Origin of the sequence: Nocardia sp. NPDC051030, assembly GCF_040683015.1 — a bacterium.
Classification (GTDB): Bacteria; Actinomycetota; Actinomycetes; order Mycobacteriales; family Mycobacteriaceae; genus Nocardia.
The window spans coordinates 420,248-442,352 of the sequence record NZ_JBFBCD010000003.1 but is presented as its reverse complement, the minus strand read 5'-3'; the positions used below and the strand labels follow the sequence as shown (position 1 = coordinate 442,352).

The following is a 22,105-nucleotide window of genomic DNA, read 5'->3' as shown; positions in this document are numbered from 1 at the left end:
CTAGCTCCTAAACAGCAGCAGCGGAGGTGAAGCGCACGTAGCCGTTCGAGTCGAGTTCGTCGGCCAGTTCCTTGCCGCCCTCGGCGACGATGCGGCCGTTCACGAACACGTGCACGAAGTCCGGTTCGATGTAGCGCAGGATGCGGGTGTAGTGGGTGATCAGCAGAATTCCGCCGTTCTCCCGCTCCTTGTACTTGTTGACGCCCTCGGAGACGATGCGCAGCGCGTCGACGTCCAGGCCGGAGTCGGTCTCGTCGAGGATGGCGATCTTCGGCTTGAGCAGACCCAGTTGCAGGATCTCCTGGCGCTTCTTCTCGCCGCCGGAGAAGCCCTCGTTCACCGAGCGCTCGACGAAGGTCGGCTCGATCTCGAGCTCGGCCATGGACTCCTTGAGTTCCTTGACCCAGGTGCGCAGCTTGGGTGCCTCGCCGCGAACGGCGGTGGCGGCGGTGCGCAGGAAGTTCGAGACCGAGACGCCCGGAACCTCGACCGGGTACTGCATGGCCAGGAACAGGCCCGCACGCGCCCGCTCGTCCACCGTCATCGCCAGCACGTCTTCACCGTCGAGGGTGATCGAGCCGGAGGTCACGGTGTACTTGGGGTGACCGGCGATGGCGTACGACAGGGTCGACTTGCCGGAGCCGTTGGGGCCCATGATCGCGTGCGTCTCGCCCGAGCGCACGGTCAGGTTCACGCCCTTGAGGATCTTGATGGGCTCGGCGGACTCGTCCGGGTTGGCGACCTCGACGTGCAGGTCCTTGATTTCCAGGGTGGTCATCGAATTCGAATTCCTTTGGCGGGGAGGGAAAGTTGTTGTCAGACGCCGACAGCGGCGGGCCGCTAAACTCCGACAGCGGCGAGTTCGGCCTCGATGGCCGCCTCGAGCCGCTCCCGAACCTCGGGGACCGTGATCTTCTGAATGATCTCGAAGAAGAAGCCACGCACGACCAGCCGGCGCGCCACCTCCTCCGAAATACCGCGCGAGCGCAGGTAGAACAGCTGCTCATCGTCGAAACGACCGGTGGCCGAGGCATGTCCGGCACCCACGATCTCGCCGGTCTCGATCTCCAGGTTCGGCACCGAGTCGGCGCGCGCGCCATCGGTGAGCACCAGGTTGCGGTTGGCCTCGTAGGTTTCGGTGCCCTCGGCTGCGGCGCGAATGAGCACATCGCCCACCCATACGGTGCGCGCGTCGGGCTTCTTCGAGGTCGGATCGCCCTGCAGCGCACCCTTGTACAGCACGTTCGACTTGCAGTTCGGGACCGCGTGATCGATCAGCAGACGCTGCTCGAAGTGCTGACCGTCATCGGCGAAGTACACGCCGAGCAGTTCGGCATCGCCGCCCGGACCGTCGTAGCGCACGGTCGCGGTCAGGCGCACCACATCGCCACCGAGGGTGACATTGGTGTGCCGCAGGGTGGCGTCGCGTCCCAGCTTGGCGTGATGCGCGGTGGCGTGCACGGCATCGTCGGCCCAGTCCTGGATGACGATGACATTCAGCTTGGCGCTGTCGCCGAGCACGAATTCCACGTTCTCCGCGTAGGTTCCGCTGCCGCGCTGATCGATGACCACATTGGCGACGGCGAAATTGCCGAGCCGGATCTGGGTGTGCCCGTAGGCGGTCTTGCCCTCACCCGGACCGGTGACCGTGAGCGTAACCGCCTCGGCCAGTTCGGTTTCCGCGCCGACGGACACGATGGTCGCCTGCTCGAAGCCCGAGTATGCCTGTGCGGCAACACGATCGGTCGGGGTACCGGCGACACCCAGGCGGGCGTCGGTGCGGTCGACGGTCTCGACGGTGACGCCCTCGACGGAGCTCACCTCCACGACCGGCTGCCCGTCCCGCACGGCGGTGCCGTCGTGCAGGCCACGCAGCCGGCGCAGCGGGGTGAAGCGCCACGCCTCGTCGTGCGCCGAGGGCACCTCGAAGGCGTCCACGTCGAACGAGGCGAAGACCTCACCCTTGTTGATTGCCGGAGTGCGAGCTTCCGCCGCAGCGACAACGTTCTCGACCGTCATCAGCCGACGGCTCCTTCCATTTGCAGCTCGATCAGGCGGTTCAGCTCGAGGGCGTACTCCATGGGCAGTTCCTTGGCGATCGGCTCCACGAAGCCGCGCACCACCATCGCCATGGCCTCGTCCTCGGTCATACCGCGGCTCATCAGGTAGAACAGCTGATCCGCGGACACCTTCGACACGGTCGCCTCGTGACCCATCGTCACGTCGTCCTCGCGGATATCGACGTACGGGTAGGTGTCCGAGCGAGAGATGTTGTCCACCAGCAGCGCATCGCACTTCACGGTCGACTTGGAGCCGTACGCACCCTTGTTGACCTGAACCAGGCCACGGTACGAGGCACGACCGCCGCCACGCGCCACCGACTTCGAGATGATGTTCGACGAGGTGTGCGGCGCCAGGTGCAGCATCTTGGCACCGGTGTCCTGGTGCTGGCCCTCACCCGCGAACGCGATGGAGAGCACCTCGCCCTTGGCGTACTCACCGGTCATCCACACGGCCGGATACTTCATCGTGACCTTGGAACCGATATTGCCGTCGACCCATTCCATGGTCGCGCCCGCCTCGGCCTTGGCCCGCTTGGTGACCAGGTTGTAGACGTTGTTCGACCAGTTCTGAATCGTGGTGTACCGGCAGCGGCCACCCTTCTTCACGATGATCTCCACGACCGCGGAGTGCAGCGAATCCGAGCTGTAGATCGGCGCGGTGCAACCCTCGACGTAATGCACGTAGGCATCCTCGTCGACGATGATCAGGGTGCGCTCGAACTGACCCATGTTCTCGGTATTGATCCGGAAGTAGGCCTGCAGCGGGATATCCACGTGCACGCCCTTCGGCACGTAGATGAACGAGCCACCGGACCAGGTGGCCGAGTTCAGCGCGGAGAACTTGTTGTCGCCCGACGGGATGACCGAACCGAAGTACTGCTGGAACAGCTCCGGGTGCTCCTTGAGCGCCGTATCGGTGTCCAGGAAGATGACGCCCTGCTTCTCGAGATCCTCACGGATCGAGTGGTAGACGACCTCGGACTCGTACTGCGCCGCGACACCGGACACCAGACGCTGCTTCTCCGCCTCGGGGATGCCCAGCTTGTCGTAGGTGTTCTTGATGTCCTCGGGCAGGTCTTCCCACGTGGCGGCCTGCTTCTCGCTGGAGCGCACGAAGTACTTGATGTTGTCGAAGTGAATGCCTTCGAGGTCCGAACCCCAGCTCGGCATCGGCTTCTTCTCGAAGATGCGCAGCGCCTTCAGCCGGAAGTCGAGCATCCACTCGGGCTCGCTCTTCTTCGCCGAGATGTCACGAACGACCTCCTCGGACAGGCCGCGCTTGGCACTGGCACCGGCGACATCTTTATCGGCCCAGCCGTACCCATACGTCCCGATAGAGGCAATGGTCTCCTCTTGGGTGAGCGGCTGCACCTGGTCGGTGGTCGTCGTCATTCGGCACTCCTTCCGGAGTCGTGTGTAGAAGTCGTTGCGGGCTGGGCAACGGGGTTTTGTGCGGTCTTCGATTTGGGGGGAACAGTCAATATGAGGGGTACATGTGTGGTGCAGGCGCAATCACCGTTGGCGATGGTCGCCAGGCGCTGCACATGCGTGCCGAGCAGCTCCCGGAAGGCCTCCAGCTCGGCGGCGCACAGCTCCGGGAATTCCTCGGCGACGTGCGATACCGGGCAGTGGTGCTGGCAGATCTGAACTCCCGCACCGACTTTCCGGGTGGAGGCGGCGAAACCGGCGTCGGTGAAGGCCTCCGCGATCTCCTCCGCCTTGTCCGTCACCTGTTCCGGCGCGGGCCGATCGAGACGGCCGATGCCGGTGACGATCGTGGCGACCCGCTTGCGCGCGAAATCGACGATGGCCTTGTCTCCGCCGATCTCACGCAGCTGGCGCATGGCGGCGCCGGCGAGGTCATCGTAGGCATGGCCCAATTTGCCGCGGCCGGTGGCCGTCAACTGGAACTGCTTGGCGGGACGACCGCGGCCCTTCTGCTGCCAGGGGGCGGACCGGGCGGCGCGCGCCTCACCGGATTCGATGAGGGCGTCGAGGTGGCGGCGCACCCCGGCCGGGCTCAGGCCGAGCCGCGTACCGATGGCGGTCGCGGTGATCGGACCTTCCTCCAGCAGGAGCTTCACCACGGCTTCGCGGGTGTGGCCCTCGCCCGCGGGTGCGGGCGCAACAACAGGCCGGGCGCCATCCTGGCGCCCGGTCTCCGCTTTCGCGTTCCGCAAACCCACGGTTTTCACAACACAAGTGTGACGGAATTCCATTCCGGGTTCCAGTAAGGGTCGCCTGACTACTTCGGCCCGACCTGCGGCGATGCGATCAGGTGTGACCTGCGGCACTCTGATCTCGATCGCCTGGGGGCGAATTACGCAAGCAGAACGCACGAAAAAGCGGTCACGGACACCCGCGACCGCTGCTTCGATCTAACCGTGGAAGGGGTCGATGACCTCTCCCGGCATCCAGGAATTGCCCGGGATCGTCCACTCGCGGGCCTTGATCATCTTCTTCGCGGCGCGCTGATTGCGGCCGATCAGACGATCCAGATAGAGATGCCCTCGCAGGTGATCGGTCTCGTGTTGCAGGCAGCGGGCCAGGTATCCGGTTCCCTCGACAGACACCGGTTCGCCGTGCGCGTCCACGCCGCTCACCTTGGCCCAGTCCGCGCGACCGGTCGGGAACCACTCTCCCGGCACCGACAGGCAGCCCTCCACATCGTCGTCCGGATCGGGCATGGTCTCCGGGATCTCGGAGGTCTCCAGCACCGGATTCACCACGTAGCCGCGATGGCGCTCGTTCTGATCTCGCAGGTCATAGACGAAAACTGAGCGCGGATCACCGATCTGGTTCGCCGCCAGCCCGGCCCCGCGCGCGGCGGTATTGGTCTCGAACAGGTCCTCCACGAAAGCGGCCAGCTCGTCGTCGAAGGCGGTGACGGGGGTAGCCGGGGTGGACAGACGAGGGTCACCGGCGATGAGTATTGGTCGGACAGCCATTCGAAAGAGAATAGGCAATGGCGGAATTCGTTCGCGCGGCTACAGGTTGCTGGGTGGGTGAGCAGAGTTCTAGTCACCGGCGCCACCGGAAATGTCGGCCGCCACGTCGTCGCCCGGCTGGCATCCGCCGGAACCGAAGTCCGTGCCCTTGTCCGTGATGCCCGGATCACCGGATTCCCCGCGAGTGTCGAGGTCACAGGCGGAGATCTGACCGATCCGGCTTCCCTCGAATCCGCCGCTGCGGGAATCGATACCGTCTTCTTGGTCTGGCCATTCCTGACCACCGAGGCGGCCCCGGCCGTACTGAAGGCCCTCGCCACACGCGTTCGCCGAGTCGTCTACCTCTCGTCTTCGGCCGTGAACGATGCTGGGCCGCAGACAGATCCGATCCCTCAGCTGCACGCCGACATGGAGGAGCTGATCAAGCGGTCCGGGCTGGAGTGGACGATCCTGCGCGCCGACACGATCGCCTCCAACGCTCTCGGCTGGGCGGGGCAGATCCGTGCGACCGGCATTGTGCGCGGGCCGGAGATCGCTCCGACTGCGGTGGTTCATGAGGACGATATCGCGGCCGTCGCGGCGCGGCTGTTGACCGAGAACTTGCACGCTGGAAGGCAATACATCGTCACCGGCCCGCGCGTGGTAAGCCGCAGCGATCAAGTTCACGCCATCGGCCAGGCGATCGGCCGCCCGCTGGCCTTCGAAGCAATGCCCCTCGACGTGGCACGCGACCGAATGCTCGCCGATGGCCGACCGCCCGCGCTGGTGGAGGCCTTGCTGGCGACGGCCGCGGGCCGTCCACGCTCGGATCTGGTCACCGGCACCGTCGAAGAGTTCACCGGGTCCCCGGCGCGGGATTTCCGGGATTGGGCTGGAGCGCACGCCGCAGATTTCGGCTGACCTGGTTGCTCGCGGCGAAAGAACCGGTCTCTTCATGCACTACTGCCTCGAATTCATCAGGAAACCGCCAATTTTGGGCTGGTAGTGCATGAAAAAACCGGTTCGGCGCGCGCCGGACACCGATTACCCGATCGAGTTGCCACCATCCACAGGCTGCAAGTGGGCAAGTAGCAGCTTGATCAGCAGGATTGGGGCGACCCAGGCCAAGACGGCCGGGATGCCCAGCGGGAGCAGGAGTGCGAGGGTCACCCAGGCGAAGGCCAGCGGGCGGCGGAGTGCGGCGGGAGCGGCGAGTATTGCGATCGCTCCGGTAAGAGCGAGGCCGTAGACGGCGGCTGCGCGGTACCAGCCGAAATCGGGGACGAACAGGGCCAGCAGGAACGGCTGGACGTGAATGGCGACGAAAGCCAAGTGGTGCCAGGCAGTTTGGCCCGGGCGGTGGAAGTGGCGTTTCGCGGAGGTGGTGGCGTTCACCACCGCGCCGCCGCACAGGTCGAAGGCGACGAAGGCAATGACGATCGTTGCCAGTATCGAGAGGTCGGCGTGGATGGCCAAGGCGACGGCGAGGGCGCTTCCGGCCAGGGCGGTGCCGTAGCCGAGGAGTTGTTCGCCGGGGGTGGCGCCGGGGGCGATCAGGACGTCGCCGAGGGTGCGGGTATTCATCGGCGCTCCTTCAGGCCGTTGATGCAGACGTCCAGGATGGGCTGGGAGAGTTCGGCTATCGGGAGTTCGGGGTCCACGAGCCATTGGAGTAGGACGCCCTCGATGACGCCGACTACCACCGTGGCGTGGGGTTCACCGAGGTCGGGGCGGATTTCCTTGAGCAGCAGGGTGATCGCCTGGCGGTTCTGGCGGTAGACCTGCTTCATGTAGTCGGTGGACCACAGGTCCAGCAGGATTCGGGCGTGGTCCGGGGTGTCGGCGAGGAGTTCGAGGGTGCCGCGAACCAGGTCGGAAAAGCGGTCCAGGGGTGGGGCTTCCCCGTCCAGGGCGCGCTGGACGATGACCCGGGAGTCGGCGTCGTACTTCTCGAAAGCGGCGTCCAGGAGGGCGTTTCGGCTGTCGAAGTAGAGATAGACGCTGCCTTTGGCGATTCCCGCCTCTGTGGCGACATCGTCGATTCGGGAGGCGGCGAAGCCCTTTCGGGCGAAGACTCGGACCGCCGCGTCCAGGATCTCTTGTCGCCGCGCGTCTTTGTCGACTTTCTTCGGGGACATCCAGTACTCCTATTATGACTGACTGTTCAGTCATAATAGGAGTGTGACGCCGCGCCAAGCAAGAGCGAAAGCGATTGGACGCCATGCGACTTCGGTCAGCGGACGGCGACCAGCTTCATGGGTGCTTCCAGGAGAGCCTCGACGGAATCCTCGAAGGAGACGGTGCGGGTGGTGACCGCGGCGGGGTCGAAGCGGCCGGCGGCGACCAGGTCGAGGACGTGCGGGATGTCGGGGCGGGCGTGGGCGCGGCCGGTATGGAAAGTGCAGCAGCGTGAATACATTCCGAGGAGTGGGAGGGAGACGTCCTGGACTTGGACGCTGACGCTGGTGCACCAGCCGTCATTGGCGGTGGCATTGATGGCGGCGACCAAGGCCTTGGGACCGCCGGTGGCTTCGACCGTGATGGGGAAGCGGCCGACTCGGGTGTCGGCGGTGCCTTCGATGGGGTCCGCGCCGAGTTTGGCTGCGATGGCCAGCCTTTCGGGGTCGGTGTCGAGGTAGACGATGCGTGCCGAGCCCAGGGCCACGGCGAGACCGGCCGCGTAGAGGCCGATCGAGGGGGCGGCGGGGCCGCCCAGCACCAGGACTTCGGCGTTCGGGTCGGCTTCCAGTTGCGGGGCGACGGCGCGGTAGGCGTCGGGGATATTGTCGCTGGCGCTGGCCACGGCGACCGGGTCCACGCCGGGCGGGAGCGGGACGAGCATGGCGTCGGCGTGCGGGATTCGGGTGAGGTCGGCCCAGAGACCACCCCAGTCGAGACCGCCCATGGGACCGAGGCCGAAGGTGGACATGAGGGGGTGCGAGGTGCAGTTGCCGGTGCGGCCGCGCAGGCAGGAGTGGCAGGATCCGCACGAGATTTGAAAGGGGACGACGACTTTGTCGCCCGGGGCGACGGTGCGGACATCCTCGCCGACGGTCACCACCTCGGCGACGCCCTCGTGGCCGAATGGGTAGGGGCCCGCGAGTGGGAAGCGGCCTTGGAGGACCGCGGGGTCGATATCGCAGGTGGCCACGGCCACCGGGCGGACCAGGGCTTGGTCCGGAGCGTCGAGGGTGGGTTCGGGGCAGTCTTCCCAGTGCAGCGCGCCGGGACCGTCCAGCATCAGTCGCTTCATCTCTCGATGATTGCTAGAACGTTCTTTCTAAATCAACCCACCCTAGGGTGATTTGACTTCGGCGACTTCGAGTTCCGCGAGACTCAGGCGGATCAGCCGGGCCATGGCGGTGGAGACGGTGTGCAGCGGTTCATCGGAGCGGCGCACCCGGGCGAGGAGGGTGGCGCCCTCGTAGGCCGCGACCATCGTGGTGGCCAATTCGTGCGCCTCCCCCATCGGCATTCCCAGATCGGCCAGTAGCTCCGCGAAACCCTGCGCCATTGCATCGAATGCCGAAACGCATGCGGTGCGCACTGATTCGACATCGCTGCCGCCGTCGAGCGCGGGCGTGCCCACCGTGCAGCCCTCGGTCCAGTCCGACTGCTCGAGCTTCGCGCCCATGAAGTCGAACAGGGTTGCCGCCGTGCCGAACACATCCCCGGGAGCCTGACGGATCATGCGCCCCACCAGCATTCCGGTGCCGGTAATGGCCGAGACCGCGATCTCCTCCTTCCCACCCGGAAAGTGGTGATAGATAGAGCCGTACGGCAGACCCGCCGCCTCGCTGAGCTTCTTCAGGCCGAACCCGTGATAGCCGTGCCGGGCCAATAACCCGGCCGCGGCCACCTCGATTCGCCGCTTGGAGTCGGAAACCATTGATCCAGCGTATGAGCCGGGTACGACACCGACAGCGCGAATCGGCTGAGAATCGCAGATGAATGCCGCCAAAGCGATTGCACGGTATGCAATTTCGCGCAGACTGCCACCTACGGTGCCGGAACGCTCAATTCGAGTCGAGGCGGACGCAGACTCGCACACACCGGATTGCCCTTGACATCGGTCATATCGAGGCGCGCGACCAGCATCCCGGCATCGATGGCGGCAGCCATGACGTCCGGATCGACGGCATCCAACCAGAGCTTCGCGCGGCGGAACATATGAAATCCGCCCTCGGCGTCGACTTCACCCCAGGACAGGTACACGAAAGACCCGCCCCGGTTCTGAATGTAAGGGCCGCGCAACGTCAACCCCGCCGGGCCTTCAACGGCCTTGCACTCCAACGACCACGCCACGGATGCAGCGTCCCCACGCTGTAGCTCGAGCAACTCCCCCGGCCGGTCCTTGCGCTGCACACCGACATGAATGTTCGCGTACCCGGGCAAATCGGGCGACGGCGGACACGTCGCCCCGGGCAGATTGTGGCCCTCGATGCGCAACAGCACTCGCCCATGCTCGCATTCGGCACCGACACAGTCGCCGTTCGCATCCCTTCCGACAAGGCGTTCAGCCCAGTTCCACCGGATTCGGCCATGCGATCCGAGTCCGGAGCCGGTGGCCCTACTAGGGTTGGTGGCTGTGGCGGTAGTGGAGGGCGCGCGGCGCAGAGTTATCGAAATAGGACGCCGGGCACTCGGCCTGGACGTTCCGGCCGCCGACCACACCATTGCCGTGCTGCACGGCACCGAAGCCGATGCGCCGGGGCTGGATCGGCGGGAAACGCTTCAGCTGATGCGCATTCGGCTGCTGGGCGCTACCGGTGCGGTGATCATGGCGATCGCGGCGCTCGGGGTGGGCGCGCAGCCTGTTCATCAGAATCCGACGTCGGGGATGCGGGTGCTCGGGTTTTTCGCCCGGGCGCACACTTCGACGCTGGCCATGTGCATGATCGGCACGGTCCTGGTGGTGATGGCCTGGCTGCTGCTGGGGCGGTTCGCGGTCGGCGGGTGGGGCGGGAATCCCCTGCATCGGCTGACGCGCTCGCAGCTGGATCGGACGCTGCTGCTGTGGATCATTCCGCTCAGTGTCGCGCCGCCCATGTTCAGCAATGACGTGTACTCGTATCTCGCGCAGAGCGAGATCGCGGCGCGGGGGCTGGATCCGTATGCGGTGGGGCCCGCCGATGGGCTCGGGCTCAACAATGTGCTGACCAATAATGTGCCGAATATCTGGCGCGAGACGCCCGCGCCGTATGGGCCGCTGTTCCTCTGGATGGGTCGCGGGATCGCGGAATTGACCGGGGACAACATCATTGCCGGGGTGTGGATGCACCGGGCGCTGGCCTTGGGCGGCGTGGCATTGATCGTGTGGGCGCTGCCGCGGCTGTCGGTGCGCTGTGGCGTCGCTCCGGTGAGTGCGTTGTGGCTGGGTGCGGCCAATCCGCTCGTGCTGTTCCATCTGGTCGGCGGCGTGCACAATGACGCGCTCATGCTCGGCCTGATGCTGGCGGGCGTGGAGTTCTGCCTGCGGGGAATCGAGTCCCCCGGGTTGACGAATGCGCATCCGTTCGATCGAAAAGCGTGGGGGCTGCTGATCTTCGGGGCTGTCGTGGTCACGATGTCCTCGTCGATCAAGATTATTTCGATTATCGCGCTCGGGTTCGTGGGTATGGCGCTCGCAAAACGGTGGGGCCGCGGACTGCGGTCCGTGCTGTTGGCGGGCGCGCTCCTGGGCGTGATCGCCGTGTTGACGACACTGTCCATCAGTGCGGCCAGTGGGCTCGGCTTCGGCTGGGTGCACACGCTGGGTGCGGCCACCACCGTGCGCAGTTGGATGTCGGTGCCGACCGCGCTCGGCATCATCGCCGGATTCGGCGGAGTGCTGCTGGGACTCGGTGACCACACCACGGCGCTGCTCGGCATCACCCGGCCCATCGCGGAGGTGATCTCGGGCTTCGTGACGCTGCGCATGCTGGTGGCCACGTGGACCGGGCGACTGCATCCGGTCGGCGCGATGGGCGTCTCGCTGGGTGCGATCGTGCTGCTTTTCCCCGTGGTGCAGCCGTGGTATCTGCTGTGGGCGATCGTGCCGCTGGCGGCGTGGGCGAACCGGCCCGCCTTCCGGGTGCCCGCCATCGCGTTCTCCGCGGTGGTGAGCGTGATTCTCATGCCGCGCGGCGCGGACTTCTATGTCTTCCAGATCGTGGAGTCGGCGGTCGCGGTGGTCATCGTGGCGCTGCTGTTGATCTTCCTCACCCGAAATGTGCTGCCATGGCGCAATCAGCCGGGGGTGTCGGCTCAGTCACAACAGGCCACGCCTTACGGTGTCTCTTCGTGACCGCAGCTTCCGGACCCGCCGTACGTGTCGACGGCGTCGTGAAACGCTACGGCGAGACCACCGCGGTCGACGGCATCAGCTTCGAACTCGAACGTGCACAGGTGCTGGCGCTGCTCGGCCCCAATGGCGCGGGCAAGACCACCACCACCGAAATGTGCGAGGGGTTCGTGGTCCCGGATGCCGGGAGCGTGCGGGTGCTGGGCCTGGACCCGATCGCCGATTCCGACCGGCTACGACCGCGCATCGGCGTGATGCTGCAGGGCGGCGGGGCGTATCCCGGGTCTCGGGCCGGGGAGATGCTGGATCTGGTCGCGTCGTACTCCGCGGATCCCCTGGACCCGCAGTGGCTGCTCGATACGCTCGGGCTGCGTGAGGCGCGGAAGACGCCGTATCGGCGATTGTCGGGCGGGCAGCAGCAGCGGCTCGCACTGGCCTGTGCGCTGGTCGGGCGGCCCGAGATCGTATTCCTGGATGAGCCGACGGCCGGATTGGACGCGCAGGCACGGCATCTGGTGTGGGAGCTCATCGACGCGCTGCGGCGCGACGGAGTGAGCGTGCTGATGACCACGCACATGATGGATGAGGCCGAGCAGCTCGCCGATCAACTGGTGATCATCGACCACGGTCAAGTCGTCGCCCAGGGCACGCCCAGCGAGGTCACCTCGCACGGGGCCGAGGGCCGCCTCGCATTCACCGCGCCACCGAATCTCGACCTGTCGCTGCTGGAATCGGCACTGCCGGAAGGATTCACACCGAAGGAGACTTCGCCCGGCTCGTACCTGCTGCGCGGCGATATCACCCCGCAGGTGCTGGCCACCATGACCGCCTGGTGCGCGCGAATCGATGTGCTGCCCACCGATATTCGCATCGACCAGCGCCGTCTGGAAGACGTGTTCCTCGAACTGACCGGACGGGAAATCCGCGGATGACCGAGATCCACAACCGCTTCGCGCCCGGCACCTTCGCGCCCGCACCGCAGCCCACCACCCGGGGCAAGATGCTGGCGGCGCAGACTCGGCTCGAGTTGATTCTGTTGCTGCGCAATGGGGAACAGCTGTTGCTGACCATGTTCATTCCGATCACGCTGCTGATCGGTTTGACGCTGCTGCCGGTGAGCGGGCTCGGCGAGCATCGCGTGGATCGGGTCGTGCCCGCGGTCATGATGGTGGCGGTCATGTCCACCGCGTTCACCGGGCAGGCCATCGCGGTCGGGTTCGACCGGCGGTATGGGGCGCTGAAACGTCTTGGGGCGACACCACTCCCCCGTTGGGGCATTGTCGCAGGCAAGTGCTCGGCCGTGCTGATCGTGGTTGTCCTGCAGTCGATCCTGCTGGGAGCCATCGGTATTGCCCTCGGCTGGCGGCCATCGGTGACCGGGCTTGCGCTCGGGGCGGTCGTGATCGCATTGGGCACGGCGACTTTCGCGGCGCTGGGATTGCTCCTGGGTGGCACCCTCAAGGCCGAAATCGTTCTGGCCCTGGCGAATATCCTCTGGTTCATCATGCTCGGCACCGCTAGCCTCGTCATGATCGACGACCTTCCCACCGCCGTGAGTCTGATCGCCCGGACCATCCCCTCCGGCGCGCTCGCCGAATGCCTGGACCAGGCCCTCCGCACCAGCATCGACTGGTACGGCATCGCCGTCCTCGCCGCCTGGGGCAGCCTCAGCGGCTGGCTCGCCACCCGCTTCTTCCGCTTCGACTGAGTCACGGAAGGCGCTGCCACTCTTCGGGACCGGTGCTTCCGACATCGGCGGAATCATGGTTTCTGGCTAGTGGGGCCGGGATTCCGGCTCCGCTGCTTGGAAGGGTGATCGCCGATGGCTGCCGATCAATCGCTGGTTACCGAGCCGGTGCTCGGCATGTGGCGGGCGTTGTCCCGCCGGGACTGGGAAGCCGTGGGGGACTTTCTGGCCGAGGACTGTATTTATCTCGACGTGCCGGTGGGGCCCGCGGCGGCGGCGCGAGGTCCCGGGGACATCGTCAAGCGGTTGCGGATCGGGTTGGAGCCGCTCGCCTCGTATGCCAACTTCGATGGGCTGATTCTCGAGAATGGCGTCGACGTCATGTACGAGCACCATGAGGAATGGCATTGGGTGAGCGGGGAATCCGCGATCTTGAAGTTCGTGACGGTGCACCGGGTGCAGGACGCCAAGATCACGCTCTGGAAGGACTACTGGGATATGAGCGCACTGGCCGCGCATGCTCCCGCGACGTGGCTCGCGGACTTCGCGGCCGCCGATATGTCCTGGGTTTTCGACGCCACCGGGCTCGTGTAGGACTACCCGCGGGGTAACCCACGACACGTCGTAGTAGGGCGGGTGATCGGGGCGAATGCCGTCCCGCTACCATCGACGCGTGCTGTCTCGCGCCTTCCAGCGATTTGCCGATCTGTTCCCGATGCCTTCCCTCCGGGTGCAGCGCTTGATCGCCTTCGTGGTGGTCCTCACCCAGGCCGGTATCTCGGTCACGGGTGCCATTGTGCGAGTGACCTCCTCGGGCCTCGGCTGCCCCACTTGGCCGCAGTGCTTCCCCGGCAGCTTCACGCCGGTGACCGTCGCCGAGGTGCCGGTGCTGCACCAGATCGTCGAATTCAGCAATCGCATGCTGACTTTCGTGGTGACGCTCGCCGCGGCCGCCATCGTGATCGCCGTGACCCGCGCGCACCGCCGCCGCGAAGTCCAGATCTACGCGTGGCTCATGCCCGGCGGCACCGTCCTGCAAGCCGTCATCGGCGGCATCACCGTCCGCACCGGCCTGCTGTGGTGGACGGTCTCCGTACACCTGCTGGCCTCGATGCTCATGGTGTGGGTGGCCGCGGTGATGTACGCCAAGGTCAGCGAACCGGACGACGGCATCCCCACCGTGCAGGCCCCCAAGCCACTCCGCCTGCTCACCATATTCAGCGCAGTCGCCCTGAGCGCGACCCTCGTGGCGGGCACCCTGGTCACCGGCGCGGGCCCGCACGCGGGCGACAAGAGCGTCGAGAAGCCGGTCGAACGCCTCCAGGTCGAAATCACCACCCTGGTCCACCTGCACGGCGAACTCCTGGTCGCCTATCTGGCCCTCCTGATCGGCCTGGCCTGCGGCCTCGCCGCGGTAGGCATGACCCGAGCAATCCGCCTCCGCCTCATCGTCCTCATCGCCCTGGTATGCAGCCAGGCTCTCGTCGGCCTCGTCCAATACTTCACCGACGTCCCCGGCGCTTTGGTAGCCATCCACGTCGGCGGCGCGGCAGCCTGCGTAGCCGCCACCGCCGCCCTCTGGGCCGCCCTCCGCACCCGCGAACCGATCCCCGCTCTCACCAAGCCGGTCCCCCAAACCGCCTGACGCACACCACGAGGGTGCAACGATGCAGGGCCTTCGCGGCGTGTCGCCTGCACCAGTGCACCCTCGACCGGAGTTAGGGGCGATCTGCTACCAGGACGCGGCTGAGGGTCAGGAATCCGGACCGGCGGGCTGGGATGTTCAGGGCTCGCGCGGAGGTGAAGAGGTCTTGGTCGTTGGTTATGGCGAAACCGTTGTCGGCCAGTAGGGATTGCCATTGGTGAGGGCGCCAGGTGGAGCGTTGGGGCTCGTGGGCCAGGGGGTTTTGGCGGCGGGCGGCGGTCAGGAAGGTGTGCATGGCTTTCGGCCCAGGGCTGACAGGCGGGAGGGAGTTCCGAACTGTTCCCTATTCTGCGTCGTTCCGAGTCATATCGCGCTAGGCTGTGCGGCGGGATGTGGCGAAAACCAAGCTGCGTCTGAGTGATTGACTGAGTTCGGCGTCCGCGGCGAGTTGCGTCGGGACGGTAAAAATGCCCGCTGGAAACCTGGTAAGACCCGACTTGTTCGGGCGTGGGTACTGCCACGGGAAGACCCGCACCCTCGGGCTCGGGCCAACGCCGTCGGAGCAATTCGGCGACTCAGAGCACGGTTTTACACGTTCTCTGAACGGTTCCGTAGGTGAGTATGAAGCGGTGGCTGCCGAGCGGATCGCATCGTCGATCATGACTGTGCGGCAGCCATTACTTCTGCTGTGGCGGAAAGCATTTCGTATTCCATGCGTTCTACGAATGCTCGGGGTTCAGTGTCCGCACGGGCCTGTTCCACCGGAATTCGCTCGGCTTCTGTCAGGAGTTCGATGGCGATGGGCTCGGTGAAGCGGCCTGCGGCCAGCCGCCCGTCGGCCACGGCTCGGGCCTGACAGACCAGGACCGCTGTTCGGCTTGCTTTGCGCTCGGCCATACCGATCATTATCGACGGATTGGCGGAGCGCGCTCGGTGACTCGTCCGGGCGAGAGATCAGGCGGCCGCTGCTACGAACAGGGCGGCAGCAGCAGCGGCTTCCACCAGGCAGTAGAACCAGTTCGGGTAGAAGGCGGTTCGATCGCCGAGGACCGCGGCGATGATGCGGCCGACCGCCATGCCGGTGAGGGCGGCGGCTACGGTCAGCAGGATGCCGGTGCGGAGTTCGCCGGTGTGGGTGGCGGCGACGATCAGGATGGCCGCGATGGCGAGGCCGAATCCGCCGTAGACGGCTCGAATCTCGGAGCGGGCGTTGGGATTATCGGCGCGAATACCGAAGGGCAGCAGCATTGTCTGCGGGGCGGCGAGGGCATAGCCGCCCATGCCGAGGAAGAATACGGCGATGATGGCGGGGGTGATGGTGGCCAAAGTGTCGTCTCCCTTTCGAATGAGGAGGTCAGCATGGCGGACGGCTCGGTGCGCACGCTTCCACAAACCTGCTATCCGACGGTGTGGCTGTGGCCGGGACACGCGCTCTATGCCGGAGTTTCGCTGGATCTCGCGCCGCATTCGGGGTCGGTGTGGTGCCTCGCGGTCGGCGTCGACCAACCCTTCACCGTGCGGGTTGCCGGGGCGGAACCGCTGGTCACAGGCAGTGCGCTGATTCCGCCACGGACCACCCATCAGCTGATCAGCGGCGGCGGACGGATGATCTTCTGCTACCTCGACCCGGCCGCGCAGCGCGCCGAATCCTGCCGCAAGCGGATGTTCCACTGGGCCGGTCCGATCGGCGCGGCACACAAGGACGAGAACCGTTTGCGCGCACTCGGCGGCTCGCTGCTCACGGGCAGCACTCCGGCGACCGCACCGGTAGGCGGTTCACCGAATGAAATCCGATCCCCTGACGCCACTCCCGGGCGCGGCACTTCGCGGACTGCGACCGATTCCAGAGAGATCGCCCCGCCACGAAACGGTTCACGCAGCGCGACCCAATCCGCCGAAAACACCCCGGGACACGGTGATTCAGCGATTCCGGACCATCTCGATGATTCCGCCCGGCAGTGGATCGACTGCGCTGCACCAGCTTTCCCGCACGCCAGCGATCCGCGGGTCGCGGATGCCACTCGGTGGATACGGGACGACCCGGGCGGGGCGTTCACTGCTCGTGAGCTTGCCGCCCGGGTCGGGCTGTCGGAATCTCGTTTCCTGCACCTGTTTCGGCAGGATGCGGGCACCAGCTTGCGGCGTTATCGGTTGTGGGTTCGGCTCATGCACGCGGCGGCACTGTTGGAGGCGGGGAAAAGTCTGACCACCGTCGCGGTCGAGGCCGGGTTCGCCAGTCCGTCACATCTTTCCGACCGGTTTCGGACCACATTCGGACTGTCCGCGACTCGGTTACTGGAGAATGGGCTCCGAATCCGGGTGCAGGACAGCGACAGTCAGTAGCTCTGCCAGGAGGGCTTGTTCTCCACCGCGAAGCGGTAGTAGTCGACGGCCTTGAGGTTCGCGGCGGCGGCCGGGTCGACGATAACCGTGACGTGCGGGTGCATCTGGAGGATGGACGCCGGGCAGAAGGCGGAGACCGGGCCTTCGACCGCTGCCGCGACCGCATCGGCTTTGCCATCGCCGGTGGCGATCATGAGGAGGTGGTCGGCATCGCTGATGGTGCCCAGGCCCTGGGTGAGGACGTGGGTGGGGACCTGCGAGAGGTCGTCCTCGAAGAAGCGGGCGTTGTCTTCGCGAGTCTTCGGGGTCAGCGTCTTGACGCGGGTGCGGGAGCGCAGGGACGAGCCGGGTTCATTGAAGCCGAGGTGGCCGTTCGCGCCGATTCCGAGGATCTGGACGGAGATCGGGCCGTTCGCGGCGATCTGGCGCTCGTAATCGGCTGCGGCGGCGGGGATGTCGGCGGCATTGCCGTCGGGTCCGTGCACGTCGGCGTCGTTCAGGTCGACGTGGGAGGTGAATTCGTCGCGGATGAACTGGCTGTAGGACTGGGGATGCCTGGCCGGGAGGCCGATGTATTCGTCCAGGTTGTAGGTCTGCACGCCCGCGAAGCTGAGGCCTTCCTCGCGGTGCTGGCGAATGAGTTCCCGGTAGGCCCCGAGCGGGGAGGAACCGGTGGCCAGGCCGATGGCGCGGGCCCCGCGGCGCACATGGTCGGCCATGATGCGGCCCGCCAGTACCCCGGCGTCGGCCGCGCTATCGGTGATCACGAGTTCCATGGGGTTCCATCCTTGTACACGGTCAGTGGGTTCAATTGAGGGTCGGTGACGAGCACATCCGCTTGCATGCCGGGCTGAAGCGCACCGACCCGATCGGCGCGGCCGAGCAGTCGGGCGGGGGTGGCCGCGGCCGCGGTGGCCGCCGCGGTCAGATCAACCCCCGCATGGAAGACGGTACGCCGCAGCACGTCCGAGGCCGACGCGGTGCCACCCGCGATGGCACCTTCGCCGTCCGGATCATAGATGCGGGAGACGCCGTCCTTGACCACGACATCCAGGCTGCCGAGGTGGTAGCGGCCGTCCGGCTCGCCCGCGGCGGCCATGGCGTCGGTGATCAGGGCGAGATTGTCCGGTCCGATGGTGTCGAACACCATGCGCACCACGCCGTCCGCGAGATGCACGCCGTCCCCGATGACCTCGGCCACCACATCGCCGCGTCCGGCGGCGGCCATGGCGGCGGTGAGGAAATTGGCATCACGGTGCGCGAGCTCGGGCATGGCATTGAACAGGTGGGTGATGGACACCCGGCGGCCCCGGCGGATGGCATGCACCGAACGGTCGTAGTCGGCGACGGTATGCCCCAGGGACAGCACCACATTGGCGTCGGCGAGCACATCGGCGAGTTCATCGAAGCGCTCGGTCTCCGGCGCGAGGGTCACCGACACGATACGACCGGCGGCGTGATCCAGGAGCCGCTCCAGCATGGCTGGGTCGCCGGGCACAATCCGGTCGGGATTGTGTGCGCCCCTGCGATGTTCGCTGATGAACGGACCCTCCAGATGAATGCCCGCCAGCAGACCGTCATCGATGGCCTTGCCGAGAATGTCTATGCGCTCCCGCAATTCGGCTTCGGTCGCCGATACCAGCGAGGCCACCAGTGTGGTGGTGCCGCGGCCACGATGAAAGTTCGCGGCCACGATCACGCCGTCGACATCGGTTTCGGGGAACCCGAAACCGCCCCCGCCGTGGCAGTGCACGTCGATGAGTCCCGGCAGGATCACCGGCGGCTCCTCCGGCAATGCCGGTAGCTCACCGTCGAATCCGGTTGCCGGACCGACATAGTCGAGCCTGGGTCCGTCGAATGACACGACTCCGTCAGCGAGTTCGCCCGCCTCCGTGAGGGTGACGACTCGCCCGCGTAGCGTCGTTCTCACCTATCTCGCCCCAGAGCGGAGCGTGCTGCCGTGGCAGCGTCCTCGGCCGTGCGGGCCGCGAGCACCGCGGCGGCCGCGGCCTTGCACTGTTCGAGAGTGACCTCGGCGAGCTGCGCCCGCACCCCGGCAATCGACCGGGGAGCCATGGACAGCGTCTGCACTCCGAGACCGACCAGCACACAAGCGAATTCCGGATTCGACGCCGATTCGCCGCAGACCCCGACCTTCACCCCGTGCTTGCTCGCCCCGGCGATCACCATGGCGATCGTCGCCGCCAGCGCGGGCTGCCACGGATTGTGCAGCGCCGCCAGCGAAGAGGACATGCGATCCGCGCCGAACAGGTACTGCGACAGATCATTGGTGCCGATGGAGAAGAACTCCACCTCCGCCCCGAGCTGCTCGGAACGGATTGCGGCAGCGGGAATCTCGACCATTACGCCCGCGGTCTTGACCCCGGCCTCGCGCGCGCGAGTGACGAAGTAGTTCGCCTCCTCGACGGTGCCGACCATGGGAGCCATCACCTGCACCGGCGTGCCGGTGGCCTGCGCCGCGGCCTCGATGGCGGAGAGTTGGTCGAGCAGCGCCCCCTCATCGACGCTGCTCAACCGCAGCCCGCGCACGCCGAGCGCGGGATTCTCTTCCTCCGGCAGATTCAGGAACGGCAGCGGCTTGTCCGAGCCCGCGTCCAGGGTGCGGACGGTGACGGGCCGGTCCCCCATGATCCGGAAGATCTCGGAGTACTGCGCCGTCTGATCCGCGATGGTCGGAGCCGACTTGCGGCCCAGGAAAAGGAATTCCGTGCGGAACAGGCCCACGCCCTCGGCACCGAGTTCGACCGCGAGCTGTGCGTCGGCCGCGCTGCCCACATTGGCCAGCAGCGGCACCGCATGCCCGTCGGAGGTGCGGCCGGGCCCGGTGGGCGCGTCCGCCTGCCGTGCCCGCGCGGCGAGGACTGCCTCGCGACGCGGGGCGTCCGGCTCGATTTCGACTGTGCCACTGGAGCCGTCGAGCACCACGTCGGTGTCCTCGGCGATATCGACCGCGCCCGGGCAGGCCACCACGGCGGGAATGCCCAGCGCCTTGGCCAGAATCGCGGTATGCGAGGTCGGCCCGCCCGCCACGGTGAGCAGCCCGACCACCTTCGCCGGATCCAGCGTCGCCGTATCGGCGGGTGCCAGATCCTGCGCGGCGAGCACGAAAGGCGCTGCGCTGTCCGGGATTCCGGGCGGATCCACGCCGAGCAGCTCGGCCACGACCCGCTGCCCGACATCGCGCAGATCCGAGGCCCGCTCGGCCATCATGCCGCCGAGCGCGGCCAGCTGCTCACTGAAGTGAGTCACCGCCTCGGTGACCGAGTGCGCGGTGGGTCCGCCGGCACGGATCCCCGCGCGCACCTGGTCGAGCAGGGCCGGATCGGCGGCCAGCGCCGAGGTCATGAACAGAATGTCGGCCGCCGGACCCTTGGCGTCCAGCGCCATGGCACTGTAGCGACCGGCGACGGCCTCGAAAGCCGTTTCGACACGGGTGATTTCGGCGTCGACGTCGCTACCGGGGGTGTCGGTCGGGCTGGTGACCGGCGCGGACGCCAGCCATTTCACCGGCCCGACGGCCACTCCCGGAGCGGCGGCGACGCCGCGAATCTCACGCGTCAAGATCGGTCTCCAACATCGAGACCAGCTTGTCCAGCACCGCCTCGTCCTCGGCGTGCAGGGTGACGGTGTCGCCCTGCTTCACGCCCAGGGTCATCACCTGAAGCAGGCTGTTGGCGGCGACAGGAGCCTTGCCGTCCACCGAAATCTGCACGGGCACAGCCGATTCACCGGCAGCCTTGGCAAACAACGCGGCGGGTCGCGCGTGCAGTCCGGACTGGGAGGCGACGACGGCGGTACGGGTGATCATTGTGCGGTGTTCTCCTTCTCGAGCTCTTCGGATTCGTCTTCACGACCGGGTGTCTTCAGGTTCCACCGTTTGATGATGAAACTGAAGGTGAAGTAGTACAGGGCCGCATAGCCGAGTCCGACCAGAATCAGCAGCAGCGGGTGGGTGGCCTTACCGAAGTTCAGCAGATAGTCGATGGCGCCCGCGGAGAAGGTGAAGCCATCGTGGATGCCCAACGCATTGGTCAGCGCCAGCGCGGTGCCGGTGAAGAACGCGTGGATGAGCAGCAGCGGCCAGGCCACGAAGATGAAGGCGAACTCGAGCGGCTCGGTGATACCGGTGACGAAGGCGGTCAGGCCGGTCGACAGCATGATGCCGCCGATCATCTTGCGGTTCTCCGGCTTCGCATTGCGCCAGATGGCCAGGGCCGCGGCGGGCAGGCCGAACATCATGATCGGGAAGAAGCCGGTCATGAAGGTTCCGGCGGACGGGTCACCGGCCAGGAAGCGCGGGATGTCGCCGTGCACGCCGTTGTAGTCGCCGAGGACGAACCAGACCATCGAGTTCAGGATGTGGTGCAGGCCCAGCGGCAGCAGCAGGCGGTTGGCCATACCGAAGATGCCACCACCGACCACGGTGTTGTCGGCCACGGTCTCGCCGAGCCAGGTCAGGCCGGAGTTGAAGGCGGGGTAGATGAACGACATGGCGACACCGATGACCACGGCCGCGCAGGCGGTCAGGATCGGGACCATGCGGCGTCCGGAGAAGAAGCCCAGATAGTCGGGCAGCTGGGTGCGATGGAAGCGCGTCCACAGCATCGCGGCGGTGATGCCCATGACGATGCCGCCGAGGACGCCGAAGTTCACCAGCGCTTGTGCGCCTTTGGAATCGACCTTGCCCTCCAACACGACCGGGGACATGGCCTTGAAGACGCCCCCGAGCGCCAGGTAGCCGACGACGGCGGCCAGGGCGGTGGATCCGTCGGACTTCTTGGCCCAGCCGATCGCGATGCCGACCGCGAACAGCAGCGGCAGATTGTCGATCAGCGCGCCGCCCGCATTGGCCAGCACATTGGCCACGGTCGACAGCGCGGACCAGCGGCCGAGCATGTCGTCCTGGCCTAGCCGAAGTAGCAAACCGGCGGCAGGTAGCGTGGCAATCGGCAGCATCAAGCTGCGGCCGAGCTTCTGCAATCCGGAGAGGTCGATTTTCTTGCGCTCGCTCTGCGCGGCTACATCGGCCATAGCGGTGGTCCTCAGTCTGTGAATAGCGTCACCCGGATGTAAGGTGACTGGTTATAACCAGAGTAATACTGGTTATAACCAGTTTTGTCCACTCGACACGCACGG

General features: G+C 66.4%; 25 protein-coding genes. 7 read left to right on the top strand and 18 right to left on the bottom strand.

Annotation, left to right across the window (positions count from 1 at the left end; all coding sequences use genetic code 11):
- Window positions 1-7: 7 nt before the first annotated feature.
- The 5 genes from sufC to AB0N05_RS11185 all read right to left on the bottom strand — a co-directional run bounded on the left by sufC (window position 8) and on the right by AB0N05_RS11185 (window position 5,011).
- Entirely contained in the window at window positions 8-778 is a 771-nt protein-coding gene (sufC, locus tag AB0N05_RS11205; RefSeq protein ID WP_364690873.1) for a Fe-S cluster assembly ATPase SufC, read from the bottom strand.
- Between the two features lie 62 nt (window positions 779-840).
- A complete protein-coding gene (gene sufD / locus AB0N05_RS11200; protein ID WP_364690870.1) occupies window positions 841-2,019 on the bottom strand; it encodes a Fe-S cluster assembly protein SufD in 1,179 nt (392 codons plus the stop codon).
- Window positions 2,019-3,455: a Fe-S cluster assembly protein SufB gene (gene sufB / locus AB0N05_RS11195; RefSeq protein ID WP_364690867.1), complete on the bottom strand. Its 1,437-nt coding sequence runs from the start codon at window positions 3,453-3,455 to the stop codon at window positions 2,019-2,021. Before sufB ends, sufD begins: the two co-directional genes overlap by 1 nt.
- Window positions 3,452-4,282, bottom strand: coding sequence for a metalloregulator ArsR/SmtB family transcription factor (locus tag AB0N05_RS11190; RefSeq protein ID WP_364690865.1), 831 nt, complete (start codon window positions 4,280-4,282; stop codon window positions 3,452-3,454). The genes sufB and AB0N05_RS11190 overlap by 4 nt, the downstream gene beginning before the upstream one ends.
- Window positions 4,283-4,441: 159 nt before the next feature.
- A complete protein-coding gene (locus AB0N05_RS11185) occupies window positions 4,442-5,011 on the bottom strand; it encodes a peptide deformylase (protein WP_364690862.1) in 570 nt (189 codons plus the stop codon).
- Window positions 5,012-5,068: 57 nt separating this feature from the next.
- Here AB0N05_RS11185 and AB0N05_RS11180 point away from each other — a divergent pair, with 57 nt between their 5' ends.
- Entirely contained in the window at window positions 5,069-5,911 is an 843-nt protein-coding gene (locus AB0N05_RS11180) for an NAD(P)H-binding protein (protein WP_364690859.1), read from the top strand.
- A gap of 123 nt (window positions 5,912-6,034) precedes the next feature.
- Here the strand turns inward: AB0N05_RS11180 and AB0N05_RS11175 are convergent, their stop codons facing one another.
- The 5 genes from AB0N05_RS11175 to AB0N05_RS11155 all read right to left on the bottom strand — a co-directional run bounded on the left by AB0N05_RS11175 (window position 6,035) and on the right by AB0N05_RS11155 (window position 9,445).
- A complete protein-coding gene (locus AB0N05_RS11175; protein WP_364690856.1) occupies window positions 6,035-6,574 on the bottom strand; it encodes a hypothetical protein in 540 nt (179 codons plus the stop codon).
- The gene (locus AB0N05_RS11170) at window positions 6,571-7,128 is read right to left on the bottom strand and encodes a TetR/AcrR family transcriptional regulator (RefSeq protein WP_364690853.1); all 558 of its coding nucleotides are present in this window, start codon (window positions 7,126-7,128) and stop codon (window positions 6,571-6,573) included. The genes AB0N05_RS11175 and AB0N05_RS11170 overlap by 4 nt, the downstream gene beginning before the upstream one ends.
- Before the next feature lie 95 nt (window positions 7,129-7,223).
- A complete protein-coding gene (locus AB0N05_RS11165; protein ID WP_364690850.1) occupies window positions 7,224-8,243 on the bottom strand; it encodes an alcohol dehydrogenase catalytic domain-containing protein in 1,020 nt (339 codons plus the stop codon).
- Between the two features lie 42 nt (window positions 8,244-8,285).
- The gene (locus tag AB0N05_RS11160; protein ID WP_364690848.1) at window positions 8,286-8,879 is read right to left on the bottom strand and encodes a TetR/AcrR family transcriptional regulator; all 594 of its coding nucleotides are present in this window, start codon (window positions 8,877-8,879) and stop codon (window positions 8,286-8,288) included.
- A gap of 110 nt (window positions 8,880-8,989) precedes the next feature.
- Window positions 8,990-9,445: a DUF5990 family protein gene (locus AB0N05_RS11155; RefSeq protein ID WP_364690845.1), complete on the bottom strand. Its 456-nt coding sequence runs from the start codon at window positions 9,443-9,445 to the stop codon at window positions 8,990-8,992.
- Window positions 9,446-9,578: 133 nt separating this feature from the next.
- On the opposite strand from AB0N05_RS11155, the gene mptB reads away from it, so the two are divergent.
- The 5 genes from mptB (at window position 9,579) to AB0N05_RS11130 (ending at window position 14,605) form a co-directional block, all read left to right on the top strand.
- A complete protein-coding gene (gene mptB / locus AB0N05_RS11150; protein WP_364690842.1) occupies window positions 9,579-11,276 on the top strand; it encodes a polyprenol phosphomannose-dependent alpha 1,6 mannosyltransferase MptB in 1,698 nt (565 codons plus the stop codon).
- A complete protein-coding gene (locus AB0N05_RS11145; protein ID WP_364690839.1) occupies window positions 11,273-12,205 on the top strand; it encodes an ABC transporter ATP-binding protein in 933 nt (310 codons plus the stop codon). The genes mptB and AB0N05_RS11145 overlap by 4 nt, the downstream gene beginning before the upstream one ends.
- Complete coding sequence (locus tag AB0N05_RS11140; RefSeq protein ID WP_364690836.1) at window positions 12,202-12,981, top strand: ABC transporter permease; 780 nt, start codon at window positions 12,202-12,204, stop codon at window positions 12,979-12,981. Before AB0N05_RS11145 ends, AB0N05_RS11140 begins: the two co-directional genes overlap by 4 nt.
- A 114-nt stretch (window positions 12,982-13,095) precedes the next feature.
- Window positions 13,096-13,554 carry a limonene-1,2-epoxide hydrolase family protein gene (locus tag AB0N05_RS11135; protein ID WP_364690834.1) on the top strand — a complete coding sequence of 153 codons (459 nt, stop codon included), beginning with the start codon at window positions 13,096-13,098 and terminating at the stop codon, window positions 13,552-13,554.
- 121 nt (window positions 13,555-13,675) lie between these two features.
- Window positions 13,676-14,605, top strand: coding sequence for a heme A synthase (locus AB0N05_RS11130; RefSeq protein WP_364692289.1), 930 nt, complete (start codon window positions 13,676-13,678; stop codon window positions 14,603-14,605).
- 73 nt (window positions 14,606-14,678) lie between these two features.
- On the opposite strand, the gene AB0N05_RS11125 is transcribed toward AB0N05_RS11130, so the two are convergent.
- From AB0N05_RS11125 to AB0N05_RS11115, 3 genes are all read right to left on the bottom strand, one after another.
- Window positions 14,679-14,900 (bottom strand): hypothetical protein, encoded by a 222-nt coding sequence (locus AB0N05_RS11125; protein ID WP_364690831.1) that lies wholly within the window; start codon window positions 14,898-14,900, stop codon window positions 14,679-14,681.
- 362 nt (window positions 14,901-15,262) lie between these two features.
- Window positions 15,263-15,502: a hypothetical protein gene (locus tag AB0N05_RS11120; protein WP_364690828.1), complete on the bottom strand. Its 240-nt coding sequence runs from the start codon at window positions 15,500-15,502 to the stop codon at window positions 15,263-15,265.
- Window positions 15,503-15,559: 57 nt separating this feature from the next.
- Entirely contained in the window at window positions 15,560-15,931 is a 372-nt protein-coding gene (locus AB0N05_RS11115) for a DUF4345 domain-containing protein (RefSeq protein ID WP_364690825.1), read from the bottom strand.
- Between the two features lie 33 nt (window positions 15,932-15,964).
- Here AB0N05_RS11115 and AB0N05_RS11110 point away from each other — a divergent pair, with 33 nt between their 5' ends.
- Window positions 15,965-16,948, top strand: a complete 984-nt coding sequence (locus tag AB0N05_RS11110) for an AraC family transcriptional regulator (protein ID WP_364690822.1) — start codon at window positions 15,965-15,967, stop codon at window positions 16,946-16,948.
- On the opposite strand, the gene nagB is transcribed toward AB0N05_RS11110, so the two are convergent.
- The 5 genes from nagB to AB0N05_RS11085 are packed head-to-tail and all read right to left on the bottom strand — an operon-like array spanning window position 16,942 to window position 22,000.
- The gene (nagB, locus tag AB0N05_RS11105) at window positions 16,942-17,724 is read right to left on the bottom strand and encodes a glucosamine-6-phosphate deaminase (protein WP_364690819.1); all 783 of its coding nucleotides are present in this window, start codon (window positions 17,722-17,724) and stop codon (window positions 16,942-16,944) included. The two genes, AB0N05_RS11110 and nagB, sit on opposite strands and share 7 nt — an antisense overlap.
- On the bottom strand, window positions 17,712-18,878 hold the full coding sequence (locus AB0N05_RS11100; protein WP_364690816.1) for an amidohydrolase family protein: 1,167 nt from the start codon (window positions 18,876-18,878) through the stop codon (window positions 17,712-17,714). Before AB0N05_RS11100 ends, nagB begins: the two co-directional genes overlap by 13 nt.
- Entirely contained in the window at window positions 18,875-20,530 is a 1,656-nt protein-coding gene (gene ptsP, locus AB0N05_RS11095) for a phosphoenolpyruvate--protein phosphotransferase (RefSeq protein ID WP_364690813.1), read from the bottom strand. The genes AB0N05_RS11100 and ptsP overlap by 4 nt, the downstream gene beginning before the upstream one ends.
- Window positions 20,520-20,777, bottom strand: a complete 258-nt coding sequence (locus tag AB0N05_RS11090; RefSeq protein WP_364690811.1) for an HPr family phosphocarrier protein — start codon at window positions 20,775-20,777, stop codon at window positions 20,520-20,522. The genes ptsP and AB0N05_RS11090 overlap by 11 nt, the downstream gene beginning before the upstream one ends.
- Window positions 20,774-22,000: a PTS transporter subunit EIIC gene (locus AB0N05_RS11085; protein WP_364690808.1), complete on the bottom strand. Its 1,227-nt coding sequence runs from the start codon at window positions 21,998-22,000 to the stop codon at window positions 20,774-20,776. The genes AB0N05_RS11090 and AB0N05_RS11085 overlap by 4 nt, the downstream gene beginning before the upstream one ends.
- Between the last annotated feature and the right edge of the window lie 105 nt (window positions 22,001-22,105).